This is a genomic window from Nocardioides sp. NPDC006303 (assembly GCF_040613175.1).
GTDB lineage: Bacteria > Actinomycetota > Actinomycetes > Propionibacteriales > Nocardioidaceae > Nocardioides.
The window spans coordinates 1-17,227 of record NZ_JBEXRR010000016.1 but is presented as its reverse complement, the minus strand read 5'-3'; the positions used below and the strand labels follow the sequence as shown (position 1 = coordinate 17,227).

The 17,227-nt window shown below is 70.3% G+C and carries 16 protein-coding genes; 9 read left to right on the top strand and 7 right to left on the bottom strand.

Features of this window, described 5'->3' with window-relative positions; genetic code table 11:
• Nucleotides 1–35: 35 nt before the first annotated feature.
• Nucleotides 36–917, bottom strand: coding sequence for a zinc-binding dehydrogenase (locus tag ABZY89_RS14165; RefSeq protein ID WP_355228081.1), 882 nt, complete (start codon nt 915–917; stop codon nt 36–38).
• Between the two features lie 111 nt (nt 918–1,028).
• Here ABZY89_RS14165 and ABZY89_RS14160 point away from each other — a divergent pair, with 111 nt between their 5' ends.
• From ABZY89_RS14160 to ABZY89_RS14145, 4 genes are all read left to right on the top strand, one after another.
• Nucleotides 1,029–1,415 carry a helix-turn-helix domain-containing protein gene (locus ABZY89_RS14160; RefSeq protein WP_355228079.1) on the top strand — a complete coding sequence of 129 codons (387 nt, stop codon included), beginning with the start codon at nt 1,029–1,031 and terminating at the stop codon, nt 1,413–1,415.
• A 305-nt stretch (nt 1,416–1,720) separates the two neighbouring features.
• Complete coding sequence (locus tag ABZY89_RS14155) at nt 1,721–2,182, top strand: DUF4232 domain-containing protein (RefSeq protein ID WP_355228077.1); 462 nt, start codon at nt 1,721–1,723, stop codon at nt 2,180–2,182.
• Nucleotides 2,183–2,212: 30 nt separating this feature from the next.
• Nucleotides 2,213–3,280 (top strand): glycerophosphodiester phosphodiesterase family protein, encoded by a 1,068-nt coding sequence (locus tag ABZY89_RS14150; RefSeq protein ID WP_355228075.1) that lies wholly within the window; start codon nt 2,213–2,215, stop codon nt 3,278–3,280.
• Nucleotides 3,281–3,303: 23 nt separating this feature from the next.
• Nucleotides 3,304–3,789, top strand: coding sequence for a pyridoxamine 5'-phosphate oxidase family protein (locus tag ABZY89_RS14145; protein ID WP_355228074.1), 486 nt, complete (start codon nt 3,304–3,306; stop codon nt 3,787–3,789).
• An 8-nt stretch (nt 3,790–3,797) separates the two neighbouring features.
• Here ABZY89_RS14145 and ABZY89_RS14140 read toward each other — a convergent pair whose 3' ends face one another.
• Genes ABZY89_RS14140 through ABZY89_RS14130 form a run of 3 tightly spaced genes read right to left on the bottom strand, consistent with a single transcriptional unit; the run spans nt 3,798 to nt 6,589 of the window.
• A complete protein-coding gene (locus ABZY89_RS14140) occupies nt 3,798–4,553 on the bottom strand; it encodes an ABC transporter ATP-binding protein (protein WP_355228072.1) in 756 nt (251 codons plus the stop codon).
• Complete coding sequence (locus ABZY89_RS14135) at nt 4,550–5,518, bottom strand: ABC transporter substrate-binding protein (RefSeq protein WP_355228070.1); 969 nt, start codon at nt 5,516–5,518, stop codon at nt 4,550–4,552. The genes ABZY89_RS14140 and ABZY89_RS14135 overlap by 4 nt, the downstream gene beginning before the upstream one ends.
• A gap of 12 nt (nt 5,519–5,530) precedes the next feature.
• Nucleotides 5,531–6,589 (bottom strand): iron ABC transporter permease, encoded by a 1,059-nt coding sequence (locus ABZY89_RS14130; RefSeq protein ID WP_355228068.1) that lies wholly within the window; start codon nt 6,587–6,589, stop codon nt 5,531–5,533.
• Between the two features lie 126 nt (nt 6,590–6,715).
• Between ABZY89_RS14130 and ABZY89_RS14125 the strand changes: the two genes are divergently transcribed.
• Nucleotides 6,716–7,948, top strand: coding sequence for a geranylgeranyl reductase family protein (locus ABZY89_RS14125; RefSeq protein WP_355228067.1), 1,233 nt, complete (start codon nt 6,716–6,718; stop codon nt 7,946–7,948).
• Nucleotides 7,948–8,892 carry an NUDIX domain-containing protein gene (locus tag ABZY89_RS14120; protein ID WP_355228065.1) on the top strand — a complete coding sequence of 315 codons (945 nt, stop codon included), beginning with the start codon at nt 7,948–7,950 and terminating at the stop codon, nt 8,890–8,892. Before ABZY89_RS14125 ends, ABZY89_RS14120 begins: the two co-directional genes overlap by 1 nt.
• Before the next feature lie 175 nt (nt 8,893–9,067).
• Here ABZY89_RS14120 and ABZY89_RS14115 read toward each other — a convergent pair whose 3' ends face one another.
• Together ABZY89_RS14115 and ABZY89_RS14110 are read right to left on the bottom strand one after the other, a co-directional pair.
• The gene (locus ABZY89_RS14115) at nt 9,068–10,027 is read right to left on the bottom strand and encodes an ornithine cyclodeaminase family protein (protein ID WP_355228063.1); all 960 of its coding nucleotides are present in this window, start codon (nt 10,025–10,027) and stop codon (nt 9,068–9,070) included.
• A 19-nt stretch (nt 10,028–10,046) separates the two neighbouring features.
• The gene (locus ABZY89_RS14110) at nt 10,047–11,405 is read right to left on the bottom strand and encodes an MFS transporter (protein ID WP_355228061.1); all 1,359 of its coding nucleotides are present in this window, start codon (nt 11,403–11,405) and stop codon (nt 10,047–10,049) included.
• Nucleotides 11,406–11,556: 151 nt separating this feature from the next.
• Between ABZY89_RS14110 and ABZY89_RS14105 the strand changes: the two genes are divergently transcribed.
• On the top strand, nt 11,557–14,355 hold the full coding sequence (locus ABZY89_RS14105) for an FAD-binding and (Fe-S)-binding domain-containing protein (protein WP_355228059.1): 2,799 nt from the start codon (nt 11,557–11,559) through the stop codon (nt 14,353–14,355).
• 20 nt (nt 14,356–14,375) lie between these two features.
• Here the strand turns inward: ABZY89_RS14105 and ABZY89_RS14100 are convergent, their stop codons facing one another.
• Nucleotides 14,376–14,747, bottom strand: coding sequence for a DUF4267 domain-containing protein (locus tag ABZY89_RS14100; RefSeq protein WP_355228057.1), 372 nt, complete (start codon nt 14,745–14,747; stop codon nt 14,376–14,378).
• Nucleotides 14,748–14,987: 240 nt separating this feature from the next.
• Between ABZY89_RS14100 and ABZY89_RS14095 the strand changes: the two genes are divergently transcribed.
• On the top strand, nt 14,988–16,199 hold the full coding sequence (locus tag ABZY89_RS14095; protein ID WP_355228055.1) for an SAM-dependent methyltransferase: 1,212 nt from the start codon (nt 14,988–14,990) through the stop codon (nt 16,197–16,199).
• A 10-nt stretch (nt 16,200–16,209) separates the two neighbouring features.
• The coding region (locus tag ABZY89_RS14090; RefSeq protein ID WP_355228053.1) for a hypothetical protein at nt 16,210–17,227 on the top strand (1,018 nt) is incomplete at its 3' end.

Genomic DNA, 17,227 nt, shown 5'->3' with positions numbered 1-17,227 from the left:
CCCGCCACCTTCGGGTGGCGGGGCCTTCGTCCTTTTCACGGGATCAGCAGCCAGCGTCCGTCGGATCCCGGCGCCGCCTCCGCCTCCTGGTAAGCCTCGGCGGCCTTGCTCAGCGGGCGGGTCGCGGCGACCCGGGTCGGTACTGTGCCGTCTGCCGCCAACGGGAGGAGGTCGGCTAGCACCGCGCCGTCGGGCTGGTTCAGCGCGGTCGAGACCTCGATGCCCCGCTCGGGCGCCGGCGCCCGACCCGGCTTGACGCTCACGTAGCGGCCGCCGTCGCGTACGCCCGACAGGGCCGGCTCGTTGAGCGCCGCCAGGTCGAGGACCGCGTCGTGCGCGTGCGGCTCGATCTCGGTGACGGCGCGGTCGGCGCCGGTGGCGAGGTGCTCGGTGCCGGGGCGTACCAGGGCGTCGACCGTCCAACCGTCGGCTTTGGCCAGTGCCAGGGCCCACAGGCCGACGCCGCCGGCGGCACCGGTGACGAGGAGGCTGCCGCGTTCGGTGCCGAGCAGGTCGAGCGACTGGCGGGCGGTGAGCGCGTTGAGCGGGGCCGCGGCGGCGGCTTCGAGGGTGAGCCCGTCGGGTACGGCCGCTGCGGCGGCGGCGGGAAGCACGACCTCGGTCGCGTGGGCGCGGGCGCCTGCGGCCGGGTTGCCGTGGAGGCCGGCGACGCGGTCGCCGACGGCGAATCCGGAGACGGCCTCGCCGACCTCGGTGATTACGCCGCTGAAGTCGAAGCCGAGGCCGATGACGTCGGGGAGGCCGATGGCTGCGTGGTCGCTCGCGACGAAGGCGTCGAAGAGGGTGAAGCCGGCGGCGGCCACCTCGACGCGGATGTCGTCGGGGCCGAGCGTCTGGGCAGGGAGCTCCTCGAGGCGCGGGGTCGGGTTGCCGGCGCGGGAGATGAGTGCGTACATGGTGTTCGTCCTTTGCGGTGGTCTTGTCTGGTTGCATGCACTACTTTCGGTGCCCTACTCTCCTTTGGGAAGAAGGCACTTTGAAGTGGCGTACGCACCTGGAGGTTTGCCATGGGAACGACGACGGCCGAGCGACCGAGCGGATTCGACGCGTTCTCAGCGCTGTGTCCGAGCCGGCGGCTGCTGGACACGATCGGTGACAAGTGGGTGAGCCTGGCCATCGTGGCGCTGGGGCTTCGCGGCCCGCTGAGGTATTCGGAGCTGGCCTCGCAGATCGAGGGGGTGAGCCAGAAGATGCTGACCCAGTCGCTGCGGAAGATGGAGCGCGACGGCCTGCTGATCCGCACGGTGACCCCGTCGGTGCCGGTGCGGACCGACTACGAGCTCACCCCGCTCGGGCAGACGCTGCTGCCGGTCATCGGCCACCTCAAGGCCTGGGCCGAGGAGCACATGCCGGAGGTCGACGCGGCTCGGACGGTGTACGACAGCAGGGGCTGAGATTTTCTCGAGATCCGACGCAACGAAGCGTGCGGTCCGCGCGTCTCAGGGTTGGGACGATGAGTTAACTGGCTGGATCTATCTGGCTGGCATCTGCTACTCGAGGAGCGAAGATGCGGCACCTACGACTGATGGTGGTCGGAATCGGGGTCCTCGGCGTGCTCGCGGTGGGAGGTTGTGGGTCGACGAAGGACGGGGCGGTCGACTCGTCACCATCTGCCTCCGGGACCGCGGATCCCGCCCAAGCGAGCAGCACACCATCGTCCCCGACTCAGTCCTCACCGGCGGCCACGGGGGGTTCGCCGGTGAGGACTGAGTCCTCTGCTCCTTCCGACCCTGCGCCGGCGGATCGGAAGACACCGAAGTGCACCAACGCCGACCTGAAGGCCGGCTATCGCGCGACCGATGCCGGCGCCGGATCGCGGTTCGGTGAGATCACGCTGACCAACGTCTCCGACCGTGCGTGTGCCCTCGGTGGCTTCGGCGGACTGTCGTACGTCGGAGGTGGCGACGGCACCCAGGTCGGCGCGCCAGCGGCGCGTGAGGGCAAGTGGCGCACGGTGATCATGAAGCCGGGTCAGGTGGCGGTGAGCGAGGTCTCCGAGTCGACTGCCGAGAACTACCCGGCCTCGGCCTGCAAGCCGACCGAGGTGGACGGGTTCCGGGTCTACGTGCCGGACTCCTACGACTCCCAGTTCGTGCGTCACGAGACGACCGGGTGTGCGGACAAGAACGTGTCGCTCCTGTCTCATCACGCGTTCCACTAGCGGCCATCCGACTGCGGGATCCTGTCGGGCATGAGACGTGTCCGAGCAGGCGTCCTCGTGACCGCGGCGCTCCTGGCGAGCTCCGCCATCACCCCGGCGTACGCCGAGAACGATCCGCGTACCTTCGACCTCCAGGCGCACCGCGGCGGCATCGCGCTGACGGTCGAGAACACGCTGCCGGCCTTCGAGCGGGCGCTCGAGCTGGGCGTGAGCACCCTCGAGCTCGATGTGCAGATCACCGAGGACGGCCAGGCGGTAGTGACCCACGACCGGGACCCGAACCCGGCCAAGTGCGTCGACACCGCGCCGGCGTTCCCGGGCGACCCCGAGTTCCCGTACGTGCCGAACCGGACCTACATCAAGGACCTGACCCTCGCGCAGGTGCGCACGATCGACTGCGGGTCGCTTCGACAGCCGCAGTTCCCCGACCAGGTGCTCTCGCCCGGTGAGCGGATGCCGCTGCTCTCGGAGGTGTTTGCGCTGGTCAACAGCTACCACGCCGGCCAGGTCCAGCTGAACGTGGAGACGAAGGTCGAGGCCGGGGCGCCGGAGCAGACCGCGCCGCGCGAGCAGTTCGTCCGGGTCGTCCTGGCCGAGATCAGGCGGGCACACATCCGCAACCAGGTCACGATCCAGAGCTTCGACTGGGGTGCGCTGAAGCGGTTCCGAGAGGTCGAGCCGCGGCTGCCGATCGTCGCGCTGACCAACGGGCGGCAGTTCCTCCAGCAGGGACAGCCGGGGGCCTCGCCGTGGCTGGGTGGGATCGACATCGACGACTTCGGGGGGTCGCTGCAGGAGCGGTACGTCGCGGCCGCGGACTCGTTCGGGGCGAACGCGGTCTCGCCGGTCCACGGCGACCCGCAGGGCGGCTCGGTGTCGGACCCTGGCTATGTGCCCTTCACGACCCAGGGGCTGGTCGACGCGGCGCACGCGCGCGGCATCGCGGTCGTGCCGTGGACGGTGGACGACGTCGCCACGATGGAGCACCTGATCGGGCTCGGCGTCGACGGACTCATCACCGACCGGCCGGACGTGCTGCGCGAGGTGCTGGCCGAGCACGGCTACAAGCTGCCGCGCGTATACCGAGGTCACCGCTGAGAAAGTCGTTTACCCTCTGGGGTATGGCAGCTGATCTGGACAGACACGTCCGCGGGATCGTCGACGGCGTCGCCTACCTGGTGCTGGCGACCTCGGATCCCGACGGCCGGCCGCGTACGTCGCCGGTCTACTTCTCCCACGACGGCTACCGAGACCTCTACTGGGTCTCGGCGCCCGATGCGCAGCACTCCCGCAACCTCATCCGCGACCCGCGCGTGGCCGGGGTCATCTTCGACTCCTCGGTGCTGCCGGGGTACGGGGCGAGCGCTGCGTACGTCACCGGGATGGCGCGCCAGGTGCCCGACTTCGAGCTCGAGAAGCGCTGCGATGTGGCGTTCCACCGGCTGGTCGGCACGGCTCGGAGGTTCAAGCCCGAGCAGCTGCGCGGCGAGGCGTCGCTCCGGCTCTACGTGATGGACGTCGAGCTCTGGGAGGCTCACCTTCCGGGCGTCGATCCTGATGACGAGTCCGTGCCCGAGACCAGGGTCGAGGCCGCCCCGGAGGTCTGAGGTCTTGTTCAGACCGACGGGCGGAAGAGGAGGTGGATCTCCTCGCGCAGCTCGAGCCGCTCGATGCCGATGTCGTAGACCGGCTCCAGGATCTCGGGCCGGAGCACCTCGTCGACGGTGCCGCGCGCGGCGACACGGCGCTGGTCGAGCAGCACCAGGTCGTCGCAGTAGCGGGCCGCCAGGTTGAGGTCGTGGAGCACCACGATCGCCGTCGTCCCGAGCTTCCGGACCAGGGAGAGGATCTCGTGCTGGTAGCGGATGTCGAGATGGTTGGTCGGCTCGTCGAGGAGCAGGTGGGTCGCCTCCTGCGCCAGCGCCCGAGCGATGAGCACCCGCTGCCGCTCGCCTCCGGAGAGAGCGGCGAAGGAGCGCGGACCGAGGTGGGTCCCGCCGACCCGCTCCAGGCATTCCGCCGCGATCGCCAGGTCGTGCTCGCCGGCCCTGGCGAAGGCGGACAGGTGCGGCGTACGTCCCAGCAGGACCATCTCGCCGGCGGTCAAGCTCGTGTCGGTGCCGGACTCCTGGACCACCACGGCCAGGCGCCGGGCGACCTGCTTCGCGGGGAGCCCGGCGAGGTCGTCGCCGTCGATCTCGACGGTTCCCGTGCCCTGGAGGGCGCCGTAGAGCAGCCGGAGCAGCGTCGTCTTGCCGCTCCCGTTCGGGCCGATCAGACCGAGCACCCGGCCCTCGTGGGAGGCGACATCGACGTCCTCGAGGATCGTCGTGGTGCCGTACGTCCAGGACAGGCCTGCTGCCTCGATCACCGGCCGAACCTGTCGATGATCCGCTCCAGGCCGTCGACGGAGAGGGCGGAGGGCGGCTCGGTGAAGTTGAACAGCTGCGCCATCACGTCGCCGTTCTTGACCGCGGTGAGGTCCTCGGCGCCGGCGAGCTGGGTGATCGACTTCTCGACATCCTTCGGGTCGCCGGAGTTGTGGAGCACGATGATCACGTCGGGGTCGCGCTCGAGGAGATCCTCGGTCGAGACCTCGAAGACACGCTCGTCGACGTCGGCGAAGACGTCCTCGAACCCGGCCGCCTCCAGCTGCGGATGGGCCATCGACCTGGTGCCGTAGGCATAGGTCACGCCGCCGCCGACGGTGGGGTAGAGCACCGCAGCCGTACGTCCCTCGCCGACCTTCTGCTTCTCCAGCTCCGTGACGCGTTTGCGCAGGTCAGCGACAGCCTGGGCGGCTTCGTCCTCGCGGTCGAAGACCTTCCCGTAGGTCTCCAGCTGGCTGTAGACGTCGTCGAAGCCGGGGTCGTCGATGCCCTCGGGGCACATCGCCGGCTCCTCGAGGAGGTCGATGTCGACGGCGTCGAGGGTGTCGCGGGAGAGGTTGTCGACCTCGCCGAGGACCAGGTCGGGCTCCTCGGCGATCACGATCTCCTTGGAGATCTGCAGGTGCCCGCTGGTGTCCATCTCGTCGGTGAGCAGCGGGATGTCGTCGAGTTCCGCCTGAGTCTCGGGGTCGTAGTAATCGGCGGGATACTCGCCGGCCCTGGCGACGACCTGGTCCATCACGCCGAGCGCGTGCAGGTAGGGCACCGCGGAGCTCTTCAGCATCACGACGCGTTCCGGCTGGGCGTCGAAGGTGACCTCGGCGCCGCAGTTCTCGACGGTGACCGGGAAGCCGGCGGTTGCGGGCTCGTCGCCGGCGGCGTCGGCGCCGCACGCGGTCGTCGTGGCCAGCACGATGGCGGCGGTGGCGAGCATGGGGCGGATCATTTCGGCTCCTTGTCAGACGTCGCGCGCCGAGAAGCGCCGGATGAGGACGATGAGGAACGGGGCGCCCAGGAGCGCGGTGACGATCCCGATCGGGATCTCCTGGGGCTGGAGGAGGACCCGGGCGAGCACGTCGGCCCAGACCAGCAGGATCGCGCCCATGAGGGCGGCCGCCGGGATCGCCACCGAGTGGGCGGAGCCGACGGCACGCCGGGCCAGGTGGGGCACGACCAGGCCGACGAAGCCGATGCTGCCGGCGGCCGAGACGACCACGCCCACCGTCAGCGCCACGAGAACCAGCAGCAGGGTGCGGAAGCGGTCGGGGGAGATGCCGAGGGTGTGGGCGGTCTCGTCCCCGATCGCGAGGGCGTCGAGACCACGACCGGACAGGGTCAGCAGGGCGATGGTGGCGAGCACGGCGACGGCCACGACGGCCAGCAGGCCGTTCCATTGGGCCAGGCCGAGCGAGCCGAGCAGCCAGAACATCACCGATCGGGCGCCCTCGGCCGAGCCCGAGGCGAAGATCAGGAAGCTGGTCAGGCCGTAGAGCAGGTAGCCGACCGCGACGCCGGAGAGGAGCAGCCGCAGCGAGGTGACCCGACCGCCGCTGCGGGCGAGGGCGAACACCAGAAACGACGCCGCGAGGGCGCCGAGGAAGGCCGAGCCGGGCAGGGCGTACGCCCCGAGGCCGGCGCCCGCGCCGAAGAGGATCGCCGCCGCGGCACCGCTGGAGGCACCGGAGTTGATCCCGAGCAGGTAGGGGTCGGCGAGCATGTTGCGGACCATCGCCTGCAGCGCCATGCCAGTGACGGCCAGGCCCGCTCCGACGAGGGCGCCGAGGAGCACGCGGGGGAGGCGTACCTTCCACACGATCGCCTCCTCGGTGGCCTTCCAGCCGGTCTCGGGCAGGCCGAGGAGGTGGTGGCCGAGGATCTGGGCGACCGTCCCCGGGGTGACGTACGCAGCACCCAGCCCGACCGCCACGACGACCGTCAAAGCGGTGGCCGCGAGGAGGCCCAGGAGCCAGATGGCGGCGCGCCGGCGGCGGCGACGTACGCCGAGAGGGTCGTGCACGTGGGGGCCTTCCGAGACTGCTCCGGGACTATTGCGAAGAACTTGCAATAACCTAGCAGAGGCCCGCTTCGGCCAGAGGTGAGGGTTCTTTCGCGGGCCGTTGCCCGGTTCTGGGAAGATATGCGCATGACCTCGTCCCTTCCGCAGTCAGCTGACGTGCTCGTCGTGGGGGCAGGGCCCGCGGGCTCGGCCGCGGCGGCCTGGCTGGCGCGCGCCGGGGTCGATGTCCTGTTGACCGATGCGGCCGTCTTCCCGCGTGACAAGACCTGCGGTGACGGGCTGACCCCGCGTGCGACCCACGAGCTGGTCCGGCTCGGACTGGAGGACTGGCTGCGTGCGCACCCGGTCTCGAAGGGCTTGCGGGCGCACGGCTTCGGGCAGACGCTGCACCTGCCGTGGCCCGGTGGGACCTTGCCGTCCTGGGGTTCGGCGGTGCCGCGGACCGAGCTCGACGATCATCTGCGCACGGTGGCGATCAAGTCCGGCGCGACGGCGGTCGACGGCGTGCGTGCGGTCGACGTGCGATGGGACGGCGAGCGGATCGCCGCTGTGGTTTTCGAGGGCGGGCACGAGGTCGCCTGCCGGTCGGTGGTGGTCGCCGATGGCGTGCGCTCGCCGCTCGGCAAGGTGCTGGGCCGGGAGTGGCACCGCGACACCGTCTACGGCGTCGCCGGACGGGCCTACATCGCCTCCGACGAGGCCGACGACGAATGGATCTCCTCCCACCTGGAGCTGCGTGACGAGTCCGGTGAGGCGCTGCCGGGATACGGCTGGATCTTCCCGCTCGGATCGGGCGAGGTGAACATCGGCGCGGGTGCGCTTGCCACCTCGAAGCGGCCGGCAGATGTCGCTATCAAGCCGCTGATGAGGCACTACACCGAGCAATGCCGCGAGCAGTTCGGGCTCACCGGCGAGCTGCGGGCGGAGAAGTCCGCGCTGCTGCCGATGGGTGGTGCCGTCTCAGGGGTCGCCGGTGCCAACTGGGCGCTGATCGGCGATGCCGCCGGGTGCGTGAACCCGCTCAACGGCGAAGGGATCGACTACGGCCTGGAGACCGGACGGATGGTCGCCGACGCGCTGATCGCGGGTGAGGATCTGGCCACCGCCTGGCCGGCGACCCTGCGTGAGCACTACGGCGAGGCGTTCTCCATCGCCCGCCGTCTGGCCGGGATCGCGACCCGTCCGCGCCTGGTATCCACCCTCGGACCTGCGGGAATGCGCTCCGACTGGCTGATGACGCTGGCCCTGCGGTGGATGGGCAACCTGGTCACCGACGACGACCGCGACCGCGTCGCCAAGGTGTGGCGCTGGGCCGGTCGCCGGTCGCTGGCTCTCGACTCCCGACCCCCGTTCAGCTGATGGCGACGCGGAATCGGGGCCGCAGCGGGCGGCGACGCAAGCTTCCGAAGGTGCAGCGGGTGGGGGCGTACGCCGTCATCATCCGAGCGGGCGCGGCCGCTGAGCCGGAGATCCTGCTCAGCCGGCTCTCGGAGAAGGTCACGCCGGAGGAGCGGTGGACGCTGCCCGGTGGCGGGATCGACCACGGTGAGGACCCGCGCGACGCGGTCGTGCGGGAGGTCTACGAGGAGGCCGGGGTGCCGGTCGAGGTCGGTGTCGAGGCGCGGGTCTACTCGGTCCATCAGGCCAAGGCCTGGCGGCTGGGCCGGCGGGTCAACTCCCACGCGATCCGGATCGTCTACGACGGCTGGGTGCCTCACGACGCTCCCGAGCCGCAGACGATGGAGGTCGACGGGTCCACCGCGGAGGCGGCCTGGCTGCCTTTGGCCGCTGTGACGAGCGGCGAGATCCCGACGTCTCCGCTGGTCACCGACGCCCTCGAGGTGCACAAGCCGTCGCGGATGCAGCGGTTGGCGGCGTACGCCTTCATCACCCGCCCCTCCGACGACGCGATCCTGCTCACCCGGATCTCGCCGCTCGGCTACCACTCGGGCACCTGGACGCTGCCCGGTGGCGGGGTCGACTTCGGCGAGCAGCCGCGCGAGGCGCTGGTACGCGAGGTGGTCGAGGAGTGCGGCCTCACCTGCGAGGTCGGCGCCGTGCTCGATGTGCACGACGTGAACATCACCGGCACCGCCCCCAGCGGTCGTCACGAGGAGTTCCACGGCGTCCACCTGATCTTCGCCGCGACCGTCCCCGACGGCGCCAACCCTAGGGTGGTCGAGCAGAACGGCACGACCGACGACGTCCGCTGGGTGCCCCGCGCCGACCTGGAGAGCCTCCCCCTCCTAGACGTGGTGCAAGCAGCCCTAGCCGCCGAAGCGTCAAAATCTGGCGCCGAGTAGTCGAAATCTGACGCCGAGACGTCGATTTCTGACGGTGAGAGGTCAGCGTTTGCCGCCGATGTGGCGTACGGAAAATCGACATGTCGACGGCATAAATCGACATCTCGACGCCGAGGACTGACTCTTCGGCGCCAAGAACTGACGTCTCGGCGCCAGATTCTGACTTCTCGCGGGGTCAGTCCAGGGCGGCCAGGGTGCCTGCGTTTTGCTCTTCGGCTGTTGTCAGGATGAACCTGGCGGCGGCTGCGTCTTGGACGCCTACGCCGACCGAGAGGTAGGTGAGGACGTCCGCCGAGCTGCGGTCGAGGGCGACGTTGCCGATCAGGAGCGAGCCCAGTTCGGTGATCCGTTCCGGGTCGATCGAACCGGACGCGACGGCCTGAACGACGGGGCCGGAGTCGGTCAGGGCCGAGGGGCGGTAGTCGACGACGACCGTGGAGCGCGACAGCAGCGACGGTGGCAGCTCGACGCGGTCGGGGGCGAAGGAACCGACACTGGCCACGGTGGTGCCGTCGGTGACCCAGGCGTCCTCGATCACCGGGGTGAGGGACGAGGTGCAGAGGACGACGATGTCGGCGCTGCGTACGGCCTCTTCCAGGTCTGCCTTCGCGGCGGCGCCGTGCTCGGCGGCGATCTCGCTGGCGGCGGTCGGGTTCCGGCCGAAGACCCAGAGGTCGGCGGAGGGATGGGTGACGGCGAAAGCCGCGAGGTGGGCGCGAGCCTGGGCGCCGGTGCCGACGACGAGGACGTTCTCGGCATCGGGCGCGACCTGCTGCATGGCGAGGGTGGTCGCGGCCGAGGTGCGCAGGCCGGTGACGCTGTCGCCGTTGATGATCGCGCGCGGTGCACCGGTGTCGGCGTCGAGGACCGTGATGACCGAGTGCACGGCACCCAGCCCGCGGGCGGCGTTGGCCGGGTTGACGCTGCCGAACTTGCTCACCGCTGGGGCGCCGGGGGCGATCCGGGAGGAGTAGCAGAACGAGACCGACTCGTCCGGTCCGGGCACGAGGAGCCGGGGAGGCTGGACGGCCTCCCCGGCTCCGAGTCGGGTGAACGCCTCGCGCTGGGACTCCAGCGCGAGGCGGGGCGTGAAGATGCTGCGTACGTCTGTGGCGGAGAGGATCCTGACGGTCACCCCGCCCACCGTAGACCCGTCAGACCGAGGTCTTCTCCGGGGTCTCCTCGAGCGCCACGTCCTTGGTCTCCTTGCCGATGATCAGCGAGATCAGGGTGATCACGGCCATCACGGAGAGGTAGACGCCGACCAGGACCGGCGAGCCGTCGGCCTGCTTCCACAGCGCGACCGCGATGAACGGCGCGACCGCGGCGCCGAGGATCGAGGCGACGTTGTAGGAGATGCCGGAGCCGGTGTAGCGCACGCTGGTCGGGAACAGCTCCGGCAGCAGCGCACCCATCGGGCCGAAGGTGAGGCCCATCAAGGAGAAGCCGAGAACCAGCCAGAGGAGTACGCCGACGGTGCCGGCGTTGACGAGCGGCACCCAGGCCAGGCCGAAGACGATGATCCCGAGGGTGACCGCGATCAGCAGCCGGCGCCGGCCGAAGCGCTCGGCCAGCGGCCCGGAGACCATGGTGAAGATGCCGAAGAAGATCACGCCGAAGATCAGCATCAGCACGAAGCTCGTGTAGCCGTAGCCCAGGCCGGGGACGGCGAGGTCCTTGGCGGCAGTGCCGAACGACAGCGAGAACGCGGTCATCAGGTAGAAGAGCACGTAGGTCGCGAGCATGAAGAAGGTGCCGAGGACCAGCTGCTTGCCCTGGTTGCGCACGACCGAGGCCAGTGGGACCTTGCGGACCAGGCCGGCGTCCTGGCTCTTGGTGAACACGTCGCTCTCGACCAGGCGCAGCCGGACCCACAGGCCGACGACGACCATGACGGCGGAGAAGAGGAACGGCACGCGCCAGCCCCACTCCAGGAACGCCTCGGACGGCCTGGTCGGGTCGGCGCCCTCAGCGGAGAGCAGTGCCGCGATGGCCAGGAAGAGGCCGTTGGCGAGGATGAAGCCCAGCGGCGCGCCGAGCTGCGGGAACGTACCGTAGATGGCGCGCTTGCCCTCGGGGGCGTTCTCGGTCGCGACCAGGGCCGCACCGCTCCACTCGCCGCCGAGCGCGAAGCCCTGGGCCAGGCGCATCAGCACGAGCAGCGCGGTGGCGACCCAGCCGACGGTCTCGTACGTCGGGAGCGCACCGATCAGGAAGGTCGCGATGCCCATGGTGAGCAGCGAGATGACCAGGGTCGTCTTGCGGCCTAGCCGGTCGCCGAGGTGGCCGAAGAAGATCGCGCCGATCGGGCGGGCGACCATCGCGGCGCCGAAGACGGCGAAGCTCGCCAGGAGCGCGGTGGTCGGGTCGCCGGCCGGGAAGAAGAGGGCGGGGAAGACGAGGACGGCTGCGGTGGCGTACGCGTAGAAGTCGTAGAACTCGATCGTCGTCCCGATGAGACTGGCGACGAGCACGCGCGAGCGCGGGTTGGCCGGTGCGGGGGTGGCGGACATGGTCTCTCTCCGAGGTCTGGAAGTGCCCGCGCTCTCGCGGGCCGTCCCATTATATGAGAGTCGAATATCGCTCACTGAGACGGGTTCGGGTTGTGGTCGCCGACGGTGGGCGCTGACCGGTGACCGTGCCGAGGTCTGTGACAATGAGCGGGTGAATGCGACTGCCTCGGATCTGGCGAATGAGCTGCGCAACCAGGGGATCAGCCGGGTCGACGACTCGCCGCTGGCCCGGGCGCTCTACTCCAGCGACGCGAGCCTCTACCGGGTCGTGCCCTCCGTCGTCGTACGGCCGCAGTCCCGCGACGAGCTGCTCGCGGTGCACGCGGTGTCCCGTTCGACCGGGGCGCCGGTGACGATGCGAGGTGCGGGCACCTCGATCGCCGGCAACGCCGTCGGGTCCGGGATCGTCGTGGACACGCGGGACCTGCGGACCATCTACGAGATCGACCCGGAGGCGCGCACCGCGCGGATCGACCCGGGCGTCGTGCACGCCGACCTGCAGCGGGCGGCGGCGCCGCACGGGCTGCGCTTCGGGCCCGACCCGTCCACCCACACCCGCTGCACCATCGGCGGGATGATCGGCAACAACGCCTGCGGCAACCGTGCCCTGGGCTACGGCCGCACCGTCGACAACATCGAGGCGCTGACCGTGCTCTTCGGCAACGGCGAGCAGGCTATCTACGCGGATGGTGTCTCGACCGGGGAGACCGCGGAGCGGCTCCAAGCGCTCGTCGGCGCCAACCTCGGGCACGTGCGGACCGAGTTCGGCCGGTTCGGGCGCCAGGTCTCGGGCTACTCGCTCGAGCACCTGCTGCCCGAGAAGGGCGGTCGGGTCGACCGGTTCCTGGCCGGCACCGAGGGCACCCTGGCGACCATCCTGGAGACGACCGTGCGGCTCGTCGAGGACTCGCCCGGGCGGCTGCTGCTGGTGCTCGGCTACCCGACGATGGCGGAGGCCGCCGACGCGGTGCCTGCGCTCCTGCGGGTGGCGCCGGGGAGGCTGATCGCGTGCGAGGGTATGGACGCCCGGATCGCCGACCTGGTGCGCGCCAAGGGCCGCGCGGTGCCGGACCTGCCCAAGGGGGCCGGCTGGCTGATGGTCGAGGTCGCCGGACAGGACGCTCCTGACCTGGTGAAACGTATCGCCGCGGAGTCGGGTGCGCTCGAGTCGCGAGTGGTCGTCGATCCGCTCGAGGCGGCCGCGCTGTGGCGGATCCGCGAGGACGGTGCCGGGTTGGCCGGGGTCTCGCTGCCCACGCCGGCCCACTCCGGCTGGGAGGACGCCGCGGTCCCGCCGGAGCACCTCGGTGCCTGGCTGCGTGACTTCGAGGGAATCCTTTCGGACTTCGGTCTGCACGGCTACCCCTACGGCCACTTCGGCGACGGCTGCATCCACTGCCGCATCGACTTCCCGTTCGCGCCGGACGCGCCGGAGTCGGCCCAGGTGTTCCGTGAGTTCATGACCGCGTGCGCCACGCAGCTGGTGACCTACGGCGGCTCGCTGTCGGGCGAGCACGGTGACGGGCGGGTGCGCTCGGAGCTGTTGCCGATCATGTACGACTCCACCTCCATCGATCTCTTCGAGCAGGTCAAGGGCATCTGTGACCCCTCGGAGCTGCTCAACCCGGGCAACATCGTGCGGCCCGCATCGATCACCGACGACCTGCGTCCGGTGCGACCCCGTGCCCTTCCCCGGACCGGCCTGCGGCTGATCCACGACTCCGGTGACCTGGGTGCTGCCGTGCACCGCTGCACCGGCGTCGGCAAGTGCGTGGCCCCGAAGACCGCCGGAGTGATGTGCCCCTCCTACCTCGCGACCCGCGAGGAGAAGGACGCGACCCGTGGACGCGCGCGGGTGCTCCAGGAGGCGCTCGACGGGTCGCTCGTCGGTGGGCTCGGCGACCCCGCGGTGAGCGAGGCGCTCGACCTGTGCCTGGCCTGCAAGGGGTGTGCTTCCGACTGCCCCACGGGCATCGACATGGCGACGTACAAGTCCGAGGCGCTCTACCAGAAGCACGACGTCCTCGGGGAGCGGCGGCCGCGCTCGCACGCTCTTCTCGGGCAGCTGCCGAAGTGGGCGCGGCTCGCCGCGCCGTTCACCGGCATGGCCAACGCGTCCCTGAAGATCTCACCGCTCGCCAAGATCGCCAAGAAGACCGCCGGCATCGACCAGAGGCGCTCGATCCCCGCGTTCGCGCCGAAGACGCTGAAGCGGTCGGCGCCGACCGCGAAGCTCCCCGAGACCCCGGACGTGTGGATCTGGGCCGACTCCTTCACCGACCACTTCTTCGCCCAGTCCGGCCATGGCGCGATCGCCTGGCTCGAGTCGCAGGGCCTGACAGTCCGCGTGATCGGTGAGAAAGCCTGCTGCGGGCTCACCTGGATCACCACCGGCCAGCTCGACGACGCGCGGAAGATCATGGAGAAGACCGTGCGTACGCTCGCCCCCTATGTCGCCTCCGGCGTCCCCGTCGTCGGCCTGGAGCCGTCGTGCACCGCGACGCTGCGTTCGGACTCCGTGGAGCTCTCGGCGCTGCCCGAGGCCGAGGTCGTACGTGACGGGATGCTCACCTTCGCCGAGCTGGTGAAGCGGCTGGTGGGCGAGGGCCGGGCGACGCTGCCCGACCTGACCGGGGTCGAGGTCGTCGCCCAGCCGCACTGTCACCAGCACGCCGTCCTGGGCTGGGTCGACGACGAGGCGCTGCTGACCCAGGCCGGCGCGAAGGTCACCCGGGTCTCCGGCTGCTGCGGCCTGGCCGGCAACTTCGGGGTCGAGGAGGGGCACTACGAGGTGTCGGTCGCGGTCGCGGAGACCCACCTGCTCCCGGCTGTCCGGTCCCACCCCGACGCCGTCATCCTGGCCGACGGGATGTCGTGCCGCGTCCAGCTCGACGACCTCGCCTCGGTCCCCACGATGCACCTCGCGGAGCTCTTCGCCTCGCGCGTCTGAAGGTGGTCGGCCCGGCTGGATCAGCCCAGCCAGAGCAGCGCCACGGCGATGAGCATCACGGCCGCGGTGAGTCCGTGGACCCCGAAGGCGCGCGCCTTGCTCCCTCGGTTGCCGAGAATCACGAGCATGTCGCCGACCGGGATCATGGCCTCGACGAGGACCACCCACGGCACGGCGTCGGGTTCCACGAAGATCAGCGGGATCAGAACGAGGCCGCTGGCGATGTCGCGTACGCCCTTGAGCTGCCACCAGGCGCGGGCCTCGGGGGCGGGTAGGACCGGGAGGCCGAAGCCGGCGGCGTTGGCCTCGTTCCTCAGTAGGTACATCACGCCGACGTAGATGATCCCGAGGGCGACGATCCAGATCAGGACCATTCCGATGGTGTACAGCATCTGTAGCTCCCTGTGTTTTCGATGCCAGATTTTCTAGCAATGCTAGCGACGAGAGCGGCGGGTGTCTAGCGTTGCTAGATTTCTGTCCCGGGGACGTTCGGGAGCGACGGGCCTCGGCGATGGGCGTTGGGGTGTGGCCCGCGCCTAGACTGAAGCGGTGAACCCGCGTTACCGCCGAATGATCATTCCCGGCGCGCTGGTCGCGCTTCTGCTGGTGGTCGTCATTGCCGGGGTGCTGAGTTGAGCAGGGAGTCCGAGCCGCTGTTGCGGGCGCTGAACCGGATGCGATCGGTGATCCTCGATCCCGAGCAGCTGGTCAAGGCGGTCGCGTCGGGCAAGCAGCGCGGCAGCACGCCGAAGTGGCGTCGCGCCGAGATCCGCTACGTCGACCTGAAGGCCGGGCGGCACCTGCAGATCACGACGTACGACGCGACCCAGGCGTTCACCGCGAACCACCCGGTCGGTGACCCGACCGCGCTCGACGACCTGCTCGACGTACCGTTCGCCAACTGGGTCGTGACGACCGCGACCGAGCAGACCCAGATCCAGGCGAAGTCGCCGACGACGGCACTCGTGTCGACCACGGAGCTGACCGCTCCGGTCGAGGCCGAACGCGGCCATGACCAGGCGAAAGAGCGGCTGCTGCCGGAGTCCGACCCGGTCTTCCGGGTGCTCGGACTCTCGGACAAGGACGGGAAGCTGAAGCCGTCGCGCCAGGCGAAGTACCGCCAGGTCGAGGAGTTCCTGCGCCAGCTCGACGCCGCCCTGACCGACGCGATGAAGTCCGGCAAGGTCCGCACGCCCACCGCCGAGGAGCCGCTGCGGATCATCGACCTGGGCGCCGGCAACGGCTACCTCACCTTTGCGGCCCAGCGCTACCTCACCGAGGTCCGCGAGCTGCCCGTCGTCGTCACCGGCGTCGACGTCAAGGAGCAGTCGCGGGAGCACAACTCGAAGATCGCTGACGAGCTGGGAGTGCACGCCGAGTTCGTGGCCGGGACGATCGAGGGCGTACAGCTCGACGAGAAGCCTGACGTGGTGCTCGCTCTGCACGCCTGTGACACCGCCACCGACGACGCCCTCGCCCGCGCGATCGAGTGGGAGGCGCCGCTGGTGCTGGCCGCGCCGTGCTGCCATCACGACATCGCCGCCCAGCTGCGCAAGGCCCCGACTCCGGCGCCCTACTCCATGCTCACTCGTCACGGCATCCTCCGCGAGCGCTTCGCCGACACGCTGACCGACGCCCTGCGTGCGAGCCTGCTTCGCCTGTCCGGCTACCGCGTCGAGGTGGTGCAGTTCGTGGAGAGCCAGCACACCCCGCGCAACACCATGCTCCGCGCGATCCGCACCGGCTCGCCGGTCAAGGGCGGCTCGGTGAAGAAGGAGTACGACGAGCTCGTGGCCGAGTGGGGCGTACGTCCGAAGCTCGGCGAGCTGCTCGCGGAGCGATGAGATCCGGGCGATGAAGGCGGTCGTCGCCGCGGGCGCACTCGGGCTGGTGCTGATCTCGGCAGTGCCCGCGAGCGCCGCCGGCGACGACGTGCTCTTCGCCTTCACCGACCCGACCATCAGCGAGGCCAGCGCCCTGACGCCGCTCGGCAAGGGTCTGTACGCCACCACCAACGACTCCGGGGACAGTGGCCGCGTCTTCACCGTCGACTCGCGCGGTGACACGGTCGGCGTGACCCACTGGGCCGCCGACCCGGTCGACGTCGAAGGCCTCGCGCCCGCCGGTCGCAACCACGTCTGGGTCGGGGACATCGGCGACAACAACAGCGTCTGGGACTCGATCAGGATCGCGAAGGTACGCGTCGGGCGGGGCGAGCGCACGGTCTCGCCGACCGTCTACGAGCTCGTCTACCCCGACGGGCCGCACAACGCCGAGTCCCTGCTGGCCCACCCCGACGGCCGCGTCTTCGTCGCCACGAAGGACTGGGGAGGCGGGCGGCTCTACGCCGTGCCGAGGCGTCTCGACCCTGACGGCCCCAACCGATTGAAGGAGGTCGCCCCGGTCATCCCGATGGCCACCGACGGCGCTTTCTTCCCCGACGGCAAGCACCTGGTCGTACGCGGCTACTACTCCGCCACGATCTACGCCTGGCCCTCGATGGACCGGGTGGGCTCCTTCCGGACCCCCGACCAGGAGCAGGGCGAGGCCATCGGGGTCACCTCGAAGGGCGAGGTCGTCGTGACCAGCGAGGGCATCCGCGCCGAGGTGATCCGAGTCGACCCCGAGCTGGTCGGTGAGGTGCTCGGCGACGAGCCGTCCCCGACGGCCGACCCGACCGCCGACCCGACACCGGACGCAGACGAGCCGGCGACTGAGGAGGACGTCGGCGACAAGGGTGCCGACGACGGCGGTTCCGCCGGCCCGATCGCCCTGGTGGTAGAAGATCGAGACGACGACCGTGGAGGTCGCCGCCGCCAGCCGGACCGGACGCTGCTTCATCCGGTACGCCAGCTGGTCGGCCATCGTGTAG